Raw genomic sequence first — 13092 nt, forward strand, 5'->3', positions numbered from 1 at the left:
GTTAATTATGCTTGAGCGATAATATCCGCCAATTGTTTTTCTGATTTAGCCGCCAACAAAGCGGTTAGTGCTTCCTCTTCACATAATAATTCGCTTAAGGCCTGAATAGCGCCAATGTGTGAATCAGCATTAGCCGCCGACAATCCGATTAATAATCTGATACCTTCATCATCTTCGGCAAATTTCACTTCCTGTTTGAGAAGCGTTAATGACATACCGGTTTTTAACGCGCCACACTCCGGTCGAGCGTGCGGCATGGCGACGCCTGGCGCTAAAATATAATAAGGACCATTGTTAATCGTTGAGTCTTTGATGGCCTGAATATAATTTGAATTGACATAATGATTGGCAAGTAAGGATGACATAGAAAAGTCAATTGCCTCCTGCCAGTTCTTTGCTGAATTTTTTATTGAGATAGATGATTCGGGAAAGTAATCAATCAGCCGCATACATTTTCCTTATTTTATTTTTAGGGTACGAGTTAGCGTTAAAAATAAAATACGCGCACGGCGAAATGAAATCAATCGAGGAGAAAACTACATACAGCGCAGAATGTTTTTTGGTGATGCCTTTAAAAACAATGGATTGAGAAAAGGAATATAAAAATCAACAGTAATAATGTGATTCAAGCTGCAAATATAAAACATCGCTAAATATCATATTTGTGATGCAAATCTACATTTTCGGGTTGCGCACGATCAAATAAATTTACTTACTTTAAAAAAACGGGCCGCATAAGCGACCCGTTTTCACCTGTAATCAAAATTACAGCAGTTCTTTTGCTTTCGCGACAACGTTGTCGACAGTGAAGCCAAACTCTTCAAACAGCAGCTCAGCCGGTGCAGACTCACCAAAGGTAGTCATACCAACGATAGCGCCGTTCAGGCCCACGTATTTGAACCAGTAGTCTGCGATACCCGCTTCCACTGCAACACGTGCGGAAACAGCTTTCGGCAGTACGGACTCGCGATAAGCGGCATCCTGTTTGTCGAACGCGTCGGTAGACGGCATGGAAACCACGCGCGCTTTAACGCCTTCAGCGGTCAGTTTGTCCCAGGCAGCCACAGCCAGCTCAACTTCAGAACCGGTAGCGATGAAGATCAGTTCCGGCTGACCGGCGCAATCTTTCAGCACGTAACCACCGCGCGCGATGTTCGCCAGTTGCTCTTCGGTACGTTCCTGCTGTGCCAGGTTCTGGCGGGAGAGGATCAGCGCGGTCGGACCGTCCTGACGCTCTACACCGTATTTCCATGCAACGGCAGATTCAACCTGGTCACACGGACGCCAGGTGCTCATGTTCGGGGTCACACGCAGCGAAGCTACCTGCTCTACCGGCTGGTGAGTCGGGCCATCTTCGCCCAGACCGATGGAGTCGTGGGTATAGACCATCACCTGACGCTGTTTCATCAGCGCAGCCATACGCACCGCGTTACGGGCATATTCGACAAACATCAGGAAGGTGGAGGTGTACGGCAGGAAGCCACCGTGCAGGGAGATACCGTTAGCGATAGCGGTCATACCGAATTCACGTACACCGTAATGGATATAGTTACCGGCAGTATCTTCGTTGATAGCTTTAGAACCAGACCACAGAGTCAGGTTACTTGGTGCCAGGTCAGCGGAGCCGCCGAGGAATTCAGGCAGCAGAGGACCAAACGCTTCAATCGCGTTCTGAGACGCTTTACGGCTGGCGATTTTCGCCGGGTTAGCCTGCAGCTTAGCGATGAACTCGTTCGCTTTTGCGTCGAAGTCAGACGGCATTTCACCTTTCATACGACGGGTGAATTCAGCGGCTTCCTGCGGGAAGGCTTTCGCATAAGCAGCGAACTTCTCGTTCCATGCAGCTTCTTTTGCCTGGCCTGCTTCTTTCGCATCCCACTGCGCGTAGATTTCAGACGGAATTTCAAACGGCGCGTATTTCCAGCCCAGCTGTTCGCGGGTCAGTGCGATTTCTGCATCACCCAGCGGCGCACCGTGAGAGTCGTGGGTACCAGCTTTATTCGGGGAACCGAAACCGATGATGGTTTTGCACATCAGCAGGGACGGTTTGTCGGTCACAGCGCGAGCTTCTTCAACTGCGCGCTTAATCGCGTCAGCATCGTGACCATCAACGCCACGAACCACGTGCCAGCCGTAAGCTTCGAAACGCTTAGCGGTGTCATCGGTGAACCAGCCTTCAACGTGGCCATCGATAGAGATGCCGTTGTCATCGTAGAACGCTACCAGTTTACCCAGCTTCAGCGTACCGGCCAGGGAACATACCTCGTGAGAGATGCCTTCCATCATGCAGCCGTCGCCCATGAAAGCATAGGTGAAGTGGTCAACGATGTCGTGACCAGGACGGTTAAACTGCGCCGCCAGCGTTTTTTCGGCGATAGCCATACCCACAGCATTCGCAATGCCCTGACCCAGAGGACCGGTAGTGGTTTCAACACCCGCGGTGTAACCCACTTCCGGGTGACCCGGCGTTTTGGAATGCAGCTGACGGAAGTTCTGCAGCTCGGACATCGGCAGATCGTAGCCGGTGAGGTGCAGCAGGCTGTAAATCAGCATGGAGCCGTGGCCGTTGGACAGCACGAAGCGGTCACGGTCAGCCCAGGACGGGTTAGTCGGGTTGTGGTTCAGGAAATCACGCCACAGGACTTCGGCAATGTCAGCCATACCCATCGGGGCACCCGGGTGACCGGATTTGGCTTTCTGTACTGCGTCCATGCTCAGCGCACGAATAGCATTGGCAAGCTCTTTACGTGAGGACATTTTGACTCCAGATCGGATAATGAAGGCTGAGCCCTTAACGACTTGACGACAGCGCGTTTTGGGCTACGCCGGAAAAAAGTGCCAACAATGTAACCCAAGCCGCGTGTCATGTACATGGAGCATCCTTTTACCGCTTCAGAAATCTCTGGATCATGCGCGCAAGTTGCGCAATCTTCTCGCCCGCTGAATGTTCTTTTCTTTATACTTAGGCCGAGCGTCGGTTTACCTGCAAACGACGCATTTTTTAGAATAATCCTGACTTTGTGCGGAAGAGAAAAAATGAAAATTCGCGCTTTACTGCTTGCTACGAGCATGGCGGCGGCATTGACCGGCTGCCAGAACATGGACTCAAACGGACTGCTTTCTTCTGGTGCAGAGGCTTTTCAGGCCTATAGTCTGAGCGATACTCAGGTAAAAGCGCTGAGCGATCAGGCCTGTAAAGATATGGACAGCAAGGCTACTATCGCCCCTGCCAGCAGCGAGTACGCAACGCGTCTTGGCAAAATCGCCGCCGCGCTTGGCGACAACATTAACGGCCAGCCGGTGAACTACAAAGTCTATATGGCGAAAGATGTGAATGCCTTTGCCATGGCGAACGGTTGTATCCGCGTGTACAGCGGCCTGATGGACATGATGACCGATAACGAAGTCGAAGCGGTGATCGGCCACGAAATGGGCCACGTCGCGCTGGGTCATGTGAAAAAAGGCATGCAGGTCGCGCTGGGCACTAACGCCGTACGTGCAGCAGCGGCTTCCGCTGGCGGCATTGTCGGCAGCCTGTCGCAGTCGCAATTGGGCGATCTTGGCGAGAAACTGGTGAACTCGCAGTTCTCCCAGCGTCAGGAATCCGAAGCGGATGATTACTCGTATGATTTGTTGCGCAAACGTGGGATCAATCCGGCAGGACTGGCCACCAGCTTTGAGAAACTGGCTAAACTGGAAGCAGGACGCCAAAGCTCAATGTTTGACGATCACCCGGCATCTGCAGAACGTGCGCAACACATTCGCGATCGCATGAGCGCAGACGGGATAAAATAATCCTCGAACAGTGCCGGATGGCGGCGTGAACGCCTTATCCGGCCTACAAATTCAGCAATAATGTAGGCCGGACTAGCGTCAGCGACATCCGGCAAAATAGTCCGAAACCCGTTATTCGCCTTTCTTCGCCGCCTGGATATACAGCATTTCCAGTGCCAGCGTAGCCGCCGCCAGCGCGGTGATCTCTGACTGATCGTAGGCCGGAGCCACTTCCACCACATCCATCCCGACGATATTCAGATCTTTCAGACCACGTACCAGCTTGATCGCGCGATCGGAAGTCAGACCGCCGATCACGGGCGTACCGGTTCCAGGAGCAAACGCCGGATCGAGGCAGTCGATATCAAAGGTCAGATACACCGGCATATCACCAACAATCTGCTTAACCTGGGCGATGACGTCATCTACGCCGCGATCGTTCACCTGGCAAGCATCCAGCACGGTAAAGCCGTTATCTTTGTCGAACTCGGTACGAATACCGATCTGCACAGAGTGATTCGGATCGATCAGACCTTCGTTCGGCGCAGTGTAGAACATGGTACCGTGGTCGAATTCACAGCCGTTAGCGTAGGTGTCGGTGTGGGCATCAAAGTGCACCAGCGCCATTTTACCAAAGTGTTTAGCGTGCGCGCGCAGGAGCGGCAGCGTGACGAAGTGGTCACCGCCGAAAGAGAGCATGCGCTTACCGGCAGAAAGCAACTTCTCAGCATGCGCCTGCAGTTTTTCACTCATTTCACGGGCATCACCGAACGCATAAACCAGATCGCCGCAGTCCACCACGTTCAGACGCTCGCGCATATCGAAGTTCCACGGGAAGCGATTGTGTTCCCACGCCAGGTTAGTGGAAACCTGACGGATCGCAGCCGGACCATGACGACCGCCCGCGCGGCCAGACGTTGCCATATCAAACGGTACGCCGGTGATCACCCAATCGGCGTCGCTGTCGTACGGCATGAAGTTCATCGGCAGACGCAAAAAACCAAAGGCGTTAGAAACCAGGGAGTTGTCGTATTGATGACCTAAGGTGCTCATGGCAAAAACCTCATATTCGTCGGTATAAAAAAACCCTTCCGCGTCGTTAGGCCCGACGAGGAAGGGTTAGATTTTTTAAAACAGATTTTGTGTAATTATCGCCTTAAAACTTCCCCGCTTCAAGCAGCGCTTTTATTGACGACATGGCGGCGGGGCATAACCATTACTGTCCGCCGGGAATGCCTGCGCAGAGCAAGGCGAGAGCGTTTTAACGACCAGGCCCTGCAAAGCAAATGCGGCGAAACCAATCACTCCGATGTTGCGCCTGTCACCCTGCGCAGAGTTAGCGGCGTAGGAGTTTGAAGCATCAGAAAACCGAAATTCGGCTTCAGTATACTTATCTTTTCTGAACCCTTTGATTGCCAGCGAATCTCCCGCATTAACAATATAACCGCTGTTATTCAGCGAACCAGGTTTGCCGTTAAGTACATCAAGCCCATCTACAGTCGCGACGATTTCATAGTTCGTATCTCGACTGTGATTGCGCACATACAATTGATAATTTGTCCCCACCCTGGCTGGAAGACTATATTGCCATTGCCCAACAGAGGAGTTGTAAAGACGGGTAATAGGGATAGAATTAAAATTAGCATCGCGAACAGCATATTCCAAATCACTAATGCGTATGCTGTATACTCTATCGTAACCCGTCGAATACTTTGCAGAATAATTTATTAATATGACTTCGGCAGGGTCGCGCTCCGCACGTTCTACAGATACGCCCGTTACCGTTGAGTGCACGTCGCCGCCCCAGGCCGTTCCCACGCCTGGCGAAGGTGCACTGCTATAATATGCGGGCACGGAACAGCCACCAGCAAGTAAAAAAATTACGGCAAAAAACACGTTCCACTTAAATCCCTTCATCTCGATTCCTTTTCTGTTTCCGAGTTATTACATCGGCAACAGTAGAGTTCTAAAAAGATAAAAGAAAGAGTTGCCACCATATTTCAGATTTCATTAATAAAAAAAGAGCCGGTTTATATAAATAAGCCGGCTCTCAAGCAGATATATCTCAATTACTCGTCTTCGAGATAGGTATATCCGTACAGACCTGCCTCAAACTCTTCGAGGAACTGCTGCTGCAACTCGGTATCCAGATCGGTGTTTTTCACTTGATCACGGAACTGCGTTAGCAGGGTGTTCGGATCCAACTGCACATACTGCAGCATATCCGCCACGGTATCCCCTTCGTCAGACAGCTCAACTTCCACGCTGCCGTCAGGGAAGACGAACACGTCAACCGCTTCAGTATCACCGAACAGGTTGTGCATGTTGCCAAGGATCTCCTGGTACGCACCCACCATAAAGAAGCCCAGCATCGGCGGGTTCTCCGGGTCGTATTCCGGCATCGGCATGGTGGTCGCAATGCCGTCACCATCAACATAGTGGTCGATAGCGCCATCAGAGTCACAGGTGATATCCAGCAGCACCGCACGGCGCTCAGGAGCCTTGTTCAGCCCTTCCAACGGCATCACCGGGAACAGCTGATCGATCCCCCACGCATCCGGCATCGACTGGAACAGCGAGAAGTTGACGTAAATCTTATCCGCCATACGCTCCTGCAACTCGTCGATAATCGGACGGTGCGCGCGGTTGCTCGGGTCGAGTTGTTTTTGCACATCGTGACACATGTTCAGATAGAGCTGTTCTGCCCACGCGCGTTCCTGCAGGCTAAAGGTGCCTGAAGAGTACCCAACGTGAATATCGTGCAGATCCATCTGGCTGTCGTGCAGCCATTCACGCAGCGAACGACGGGTTCCCGGCTCATGCATCTCTTGCCAGGTTTCCCACATGCTTTGCAGGGCACGCGGCGCATCGTCAGCCGGAGGCGTTGCTTCGGTATGCTCGCTACGCTCAACGCCGATAATATTAGACACCAGCACGGTATGATGCGCGGTAACAGCGCGACCGGATTCGGTAATTACCGTCGGGTGCGGCAGACCGTGCTCTTCACAGGCGTCGCCAATGGCCCAGATGATGTTGTTCGCGTATTCGTTCAGGCCGTAGTTTACGGAGCAGTCAGACTGCGAACGGGTACCTTCGTAGTCCACGCCCAGGCCACCGCCCACGTCGAAGCACTGGATATTTACGCCAAGCTTGTGCAGCTCAACGTAGAAACGCGCCGACTCACGTACGCCGGTGGCAATATCACGAATGTTCGCCATCTGTGAGCCGAGGTGGAAGTGCAGCAACTGAATACTGTCCAGACGACCGCGCTCGCGCAGCATTTCTACCAGTTGCAGCACCTGGTTTGCCGCCAGGCCGAATTTCGATTTCTCTCCGCCGGAAGACTGCCATTTGCCGGACCCTTGCGACGCCAGACGCGCACGCACGCCCAGACGCGGAACAACATTCAGTCGTTCAGCTTCATCCAGCACGATAGCGATTTCAGACATCTTCTCGATGACCAGATAGATCTTATGGCCCATCTTTTCGCCAATTAGCGCCAGGCGGATGTATTCGCGGTCTTTATAGCCGTTACACACGATCACGCTGCGGGTCATTCCGGCATGAGCCAGAACGGCCATCAGTTCAGCTTTAGAACCGGCTTCCAGCCCCAGCGGTTCGCCGGAGTGGATCAGCGATTCAATCACGCGACGGTGCTGGTTAACCTTGATCGGGTAAACGAGGAAATAGTCACCGTTGTAGCCGTAAGACTCACGGGCGCGCTTAAACGCGGCGTTAATCGAACGCAGACGGTGTTGCAGGATCTGCGGGAAGCAGAACAATGCAGGCAAACGCTGGCCCTGCGCTTCACGGGCTTTCACCAACTCAGCAAGGTCAACGCGCGCTTCTGGTACGTCGGGATCCGGGCACACGCTGATGTGGCCCAGTTCATTGACGTCATAATAGTTATTACCCCACCAGGCAATATTGTAAGTACGCAGCATCTTGCTGGCTTCCTGGGAACTCATTGCAACCTCCTGCATGGAGCGTAGTACACCGTGTTCGCCTGCTGACGAAGGCGAACCCAAAGAAATGTCGTCAGACATAGCGAACCTCAAATTTTATTAACAAGTGTAAAACAGTTGACTACTATCGCAATCCGAAGACGCGATAACAACCCAAATACAGGCAGAATTTCCAGCAGATAGTGCTGACGCTCCGACTGTGCGACCGGTTTCTTTTTCATATCAATGTAAACACGTAACCGAACTTAATGCTGACGGTTCGGCGAAACCACGAGAAAACTCTTGTTTACCAAGAGCGCCCTTGTTCAGTTCTTAGTGACCGTTGCCGGCCCTGGAGTCCTGAGAAGCGCCGAGATGGGTATAACATCGGCAGGTATGCAAGATGCAGATTGCGGGGGACATATGTACACCAGAACGGTGCGACAGATTCAGCAGAATACAACGGTTCATTATCTCGTATCACCTCCACGGTTGCTCCTGACGGAACGAACCCACAAGCCAAAGCTAAAGTTTTAACCCGGCTGGAAGTGGCAACACGATGAAAACGTCGTGTGCTTTTTTGTCTATCCTCAATAAATCGAGTTGCGGGAAGGCGGCAACGCAGTGAATCCCCGGGCGCTTACAGGAGTAAGTGACTGGGCGAGTATTGCCAACGCACATGCAACTTGAAGTATGACGGATATGAGCCGCGCGCCGCGTTTTATACCGACAACAGTACGAAAAAGCAAAAGATAAATACGCGCATTGCCAGCACCGTCAGGAAAAATTTCCAGTTACATTTTCAGTACAATGCGAGCTCAATCAAAAAAAGCTGGAAATCAGGCGCAGAACCGCCTTAAAATAGCCGTCCAGATGTTAATCCATCTATACCGATTAACACTCAGACTGCCAGTGTCCGTCATCTGCAGACTCATGGTAGAATCTTCTACACATGGCTATTCCACTCGACAGTTTGAGCTAACTACATTCTCCTTAGGTGAAATTAAATATGGCAAAACACCTTTTTACGTCCGAGTCCGTATCAGAAGGGCATCCTGACAAAATCGCTGACCAAATCTCTGATGCCGTGCTGGATGCAATCCTGGAGCAGGATCCGAAAGCACGCGTTGCCTGCGAGACCTACGTCAAAACCGGCATGGTTTTAGTTGGCGGTGAGATCACCACCAGCGCATGGGTTGATATCGAAGAGATCACCCGTAACACGGTTCGCGAAATTGGCTATGTGCATTCCGACATGGGCTTTGATGCCAACTCTTGCGCGGTACTGAGCGCGATTGGTAAACAGTCTCCGGACATCAACCAGGGTGTTGACCGTGCGGATCCGCTGGAACAGGGCGCAGGCGACCAGGGTCTGATGTTTGGTTATGCAACCAACGAAACCGACGTGCTGATGCCAGCCCCGATTACCTATGCTCACCGTCTGGTGCAGCGTCAGGCTGAAGTGCGTAAAAACGGCACCTTATCCTGGCTGCGCCCGGATGCAAAAAGCCAGGTAACCTTCCAGTATGACGACGGTAAAATCGTCGGTATTGATGCGGTTGTTCTGTCGACTCAGCACTCTGAAGATATCGATCAGAAATCGCTGCAAGAAGCCGTTATGGAAGAGATCATCAAACCGGTACTGCCGACTGAATGGCTGACAGCTTCAACCAAGTTCTTCATCAACCCAACTGGTCGTTTCGTTATCGGCGGTCCAATGGGTGACTGCGGTCTGACGGGTCGTAAAATCATCGTTGATACCTACGGCGGCATGGCCCGTCACGGCGGCGGCGCATTCTCTGGTAAGGATCCGTCTAAAGTTGACCGTTCCGCAGCTTATGCAGCCCGCTACGTAGCGAAAAACATCGTTGCCGCTGGCCTGGCTGACCGTTGTGAGATTCAGGTTTCCTACGCAATCGGCGTGGCTGAACCGACCTCTATCATGGTGGAAACGTTCGGTACTGAAAAAGTGCCTTCAGAACAGCTGACCCTGCTGGTGCGTGAGTTCTTCGACCTGCGCCCGTATGGCCTGATTCAGATGCTGGATCTGCTGCACCCGATTTACAAAGAAACCGCCGCTTACGGTCACTTTGGTCGCGAACATTTCCCATGGGAAAAAACCGACAAAGCCGCCCTGCTGCGTGAAGCTGCCGGTCTGAAGTAATTCCTCTACGGCTCAATGCTTATGAAGACCAGCCTCGCGCTGGTCTTTTTTTATGTCATTTGCTCTCCCATCCCCCATCGCTATAACCACGCTAATTTCATTTGCTTCAATAACAAATGAAAGCGATTACATAGCACGGTATTTCTATCTACCTTGAATTCACATCTCTTCGTTACCAGCATTGCATCACTGTTACATCATATTTCAGCATTGTCTTAAAATCAGCCAATCAACTTTAATCTATAATAATAAATAATGTTAACTTTCAACTCATTAAACAATAATCCAGATGAATGCCAGTGTAACCGATTACACTAATGTGATGTGATTCGCATTTTTTTACCCCGTACTCACCTACCCTTAACATCAACAAAACTAGCTACCCAACGGAGGGCATCATGCCTGACAATAAAAAAACGGGGCATTCCAACAAAGCCATGACATTTTTTGTCTGCTTCCTGGCAGCCCTGGCTGGATTACTTTTTGGCCTGGATATCGGTGTTATTGCCGGTGCTTTACCATTCATCACCGACGAGTTCCAAATTACCCCACACACTCAGGAATGGGTGGTGAGTTCCATGATGTTTGGTGCGGCAGTGGGCGCCGTCGGCAGCGGTTGGCTCTCCTTCAAGCTGGGGCGTAAAAAAAGCCTGATGATCGGCGCAATCCTGTTTGTTGCCGGTTCGCTGTTCTCCGCCGCAGCGCCAAACGTTGAAGTGCTGCTGGTTTCCCGCGTGCTGCTCGGCCTGGCAGTCGGCGTTGCGTCTTATACCGCACCGTTGTACTTGTCCGAAATCGCCCCGGAAAAAATTCGCGGCAGCATGATTTCTATGTATCAGTTAATGATCACCATCGGTATTTTAGGTGCGTATCTTTCCGATACGGCGTTTAGCTACAGCGGCGCATGGCGCTGGATGCTGGGCGTGATCATTATCCCTGCCCTGTTACTGCTGGTTGGCGTCATCTTTCTGCCGGACAGCCCGCGTTGGTTTGCGGCTAAACGTCGTTTTGTCGATGCCGAACGCGTTCTGTTGCGTCTGCGTGACACCAGCGCTGAAGCCAAGCGCGAGCTGGATGAAATTCGTGAAAGCCTGCAGGTGAAGCAGAGCGGCTGGGCGCTGTTTAAAGAAAACAGCAACTTCCGCCGCGCGGTTTTCCTTGGCGTTCTGTTACAGGTGATGCAGCAGTTCACCGGGATGAACGTCATTATGTATTACGCGCCAAAAATCTTTGAGCTGGCGGGTTACACCAACACCACCGAACAGATGTGGGGGACCGTTATTGTCGGTCTGACCAACGTGCTGGCAACCTTTATCGCCATTGGCCTGGTTGACCGCTGGGGCCGTAAACCTACGCTGATCCTCGGCTTTATCGTCATGGCCGTCGGCATGGGCGTGCTGGGTACCATGATGCACGTGGGTATTCACTCGCCAGCCGCACAATACTTCGCTGTGCTGATGCTGCTAATGTTTATCGTTGGCTTTGCGATGAGCGCCGGTCCGCTGATTTGGGTACTGTGCTCTGAAATCCAGCCGCTGAAAGGTCGCGATTTCGGCATCACCTGCTCTACCGCAACTAACTGGATTGCCAACATGATTGTCGGCGCAACCTTCCTGACGATGCTGAACTCGCTGGGCAGCGCCAACACCTTCTGGGTCTACGGTGGCCTGAACGTACTGTTCATCTTCCTGACCCTGTGGCTGATCCCTGAAACTAAAAACGTCTCTCTGGAACACATTGAACGTAACCTGATGAAAGGTCGTAAACTGCGCGAAATTGGCGCACACGACTAATCTCGTTAGGCTTCCTCCCCCGTGGGAGGGAGCCTTCCTCTTGCAGTCCCTTCCCTGTCGCACTATCCTCTGGCGTTATGAAAACCTCCCGTCTCCCGATCGCCATCCAGCAAGCCGTTATGCGCAGCCTGCGGGAAAAACTCGCTCAGGCCAATCTCAAACTCGAACGCCAATACCCGGAACCAAAGCTGGTTTACCAACAGCGCGGAACCGCCGCGGGTACCGCGTGGCTACAAACCTACGAAATTCGTCTTAATCCAGTTTTGCTGATGGAGAATGTTGACGCGTTCGTTAACGAAGTGGTGCCCCATGAACTGGCGCATCTACTGGTGTGGAAACACTTTGGCCGCGTACCGCCGCACGGGAAAGAGTGGAAATGGATGATGGAGAGCGTGCTGGGCGTACCGGCCCGGCGCACGCATCAGTTTGAGCTGCAATCCGTGCAGCGTAAGACCTTTACATACCGCTGTAAGTGTCAGGAACACCAACTGACCGTCCGCCGCCATAACCGCGTTGTACGCGGCGAAGCCACCTACCGCTGCGTCCACTGCGGTCAACCGCTGGTTGCAGAATAATCTTCAGAATTATCAGGAACTTTTCTGATCTAACTGATTGCATACAGGAATGACTTTCGCTACGTTGCGGGCTCGTTTTGACACGGAGTTCGTGATGTACCGTAATCTTTCTTTTGCTGCGGCCTTGTTAGCCGCTGCGTTTTCAGGCTCGGTTTTAGCCGAAGGCATCAACAGTTTTTCTCAGGCAAAAGCAGCAGGCGTTAAAGTTAACGCCGATGCGCCAGGCGATTTCTATTGCGGATGTAAAATTAACTGGCAAGGAAAAAAAGGGGTCGTTGACCTCGAATCCTGCGGCTATAAAGTGCGAAAAAATGAAAACCGCGCCAGTCGAATTGAATGGGAACACGTGGTCCCCGCCTGGCAATTTGGTCATCAGCGCCAGTGCTGGCAGGACGGAGGGCGTAAAAACTGCGCTAAAGATCCGGTCTATCGCAAAATGGAAAGCGATATGCATAACCTGCAGCCCGCGGTGGGTGAGGTCAATGGCGATCGCGCAAACTTTATGTACAGCCAGTGGAACGGTGGCGAAGGCCAATATGGACAATGCACCATGAAGGTTGACTTCAAAGAGAAAGTTGCCGAGCCGCCAGCCCGCGCCCGTGGCGCCATCGCGCGTACCTATTTTTACATGCGCGACCAATACAACCTGACGCTCTCCCGCCAGCAAACTCAGCTTTTTAATGCCTGGAATAAGCAGTATCCGGTCACCGATTGGGAGTGTGAGCGCGACGAACGCATTGCAAAGGTACAGGGGAACCATAACCCCTATGTGCAACGCGCTTGCCAGGCGCAAAAGAGCTAACCTACACTAGCAGCAATATTTTTTAACCATGCCCTAGCCT

Annotated in this window: 12 protein-coding genes; 5 read left to right on the top strand and 7 right to left on the bottom strand. The window is 52.1% G+C overall.

Annotated features, from left to right (window positions below; all coding sequences use genetic code 11):
• Nucleotides 1-5: 5 nt before the first annotated feature.
• Complete coding sequence (gene cmtB, locus N0B36_RS13715) at nt 6-449, bottom strand: PTS mannitol transporter subunit IIA (protein WP_047499293.1); 444 nt, start codon at nt 447-449, stop codon at nt 6-8.
• 316 nt (nt 450-765) lie between these two features.
• Nucleotides 766-2757, bottom strand: coding sequence for a transketolase (gene tkt / locus N0B36_RS13720; RefSeq protein ID WP_016154386.1), 1992 nt, complete (start codon nt 2755-2757; stop codon nt 766-768).
• Nucleotides 2758-3036: 279 nt separating this feature from the next.
• Between tkt and N0B36_RS13725 the strand changes: the two genes are divergently transcribed.
• A complete protein-coding gene (locus tag N0B36_RS13725) occupies nt 3037-3795 on the top strand; it encodes a M48 family metallopeptidase (protein ID WP_016154387.1) in 759 nt (252 codons plus the stop codon).
• Nucleotides 3796-3906: 111 nt separating this feature from the next.
• On the opposite strand, the gene speB is transcribed toward N0B36_RS13725, so the two are convergent.
• The 5 genes from speB to N0B36_RS24410 all read right to left on the bottom strand — a co-directional run bounded on the left by speB (nt 3907) and on the right by N0B36_RS24410 (nt 8189).
• Complete coding sequence (gene speB, locus N0B36_RS13730; RefSeq protein ID WP_038633575.1) at nt 3907-4827, bottom strand: agmatinase; 921 nt, start codon at nt 4825-4827, stop codon at nt 3907-3909.
• 132 nt (nt 4828-4959) lie between these two features.
• Complete coding sequence (locus N0B36_RS13735; protein WP_153690032.1) at nt 4960-5691, bottom strand: hypothetical protein; 732 nt, start codon at nt 5689-5691, stop codon at nt 4960-4962.
• 152 nt (nt 5692-5843) lie between these two features.
• Nucleotides 5844-7820, bottom strand: a complete 1977-nt coding sequence (gene speA / locus N0B36_RS13740) for a biosynthetic arginine decarboxylase (protein WP_016154389.1) — start codon at nt 7818-7820, stop codon at nt 5844-5846.
• Between the two features lie 8 nt (nt 7821-7828).
• Nucleotides 7829-7960 carry an acid stress response protein YqgB gene (gene yqgB / locus N0B36_RS13745; protein WP_049041971.1) on the bottom strand — a complete coding sequence of 44 codons (132 nt, stop codon included), beginning with the start codon at nt 7958-7960 and terminating at the stop codon, nt 7829-7831.
• 91 nt (nt 7961-8051) lie between these two features.
• Entirely contained in the window at nt 8052-8189 is a 138-nt protein-coding gene (locus N0B36_RS24410; RefSeq protein ID WP_269149342.1) for a hypothetical protein, read from the bottom strand.
• A 538-nt stretch (nt 8190-8727) separates the two neighbouring features.
• Between N0B36_RS24410 and metK the strand changes: the two genes are divergently transcribed.
• The 4 genes from metK to endA all read left to right on the top strand — a co-directional run bounded on the left by metK (nt 8728) and on the right by endA (nt 13052).
• The gene (gene metK, locus N0B36_RS13750) at nt 8728-9882 is read left to right on the top strand and encodes a methionine adenosyltransferase (RefSeq protein WP_003027071.1); all 1155 of its coding nucleotides are present in this window, start codon (nt 8728-8730) and stop codon (nt 9880-9882) included.
• A gap of 398 nt (nt 9883-10280) precedes the next feature.
• Nucleotides 10281-11675, top strand: coding sequence for a galactose/proton symporter (gene galP / locus N0B36_RS13755; RefSeq protein ID WP_016154390.1), 1395 nt, complete (start codon nt 10281-10283; stop codon nt 11673-11675).
• A 77-nt stretch (nt 11676-11752) separates the two neighbouring features.
• On the top strand, nt 11753-12250 hold the full coding sequence (locus tag N0B36_RS13760) for a SprT family zinc-dependent metalloprotease (protein ID WP_016154391.1): 498 nt from the start codon (nt 11753-11755) through the stop codon (nt 12248-12250).
• A 94-nt stretch (nt 12251-12344) separates the two neighbouring features.
• Nucleotides 12345-13052: a deoxyribonuclease I gene (endA, locus tag N0B36_RS13765; RefSeq protein WP_016154392.1), complete on the top strand. Its 708-nt coding sequence runs from the start codon at nt 12345-12347 to the stop codon at nt 13050-13052.
• Nucleotides 13053-13092: the final 40 nt, after the last annotated feature.

The sequence above is a fragment of the Citrobacter sp. XY323 genome (assembly GCF_025106035.1).
Taxonomy (GTDB): domain Bacteria; phylum Pseudomonadota; class Gammaproteobacteria; order Enterobacterales; family Enterobacteriaceae; genus Citrobacter; species Citrobacter braakii.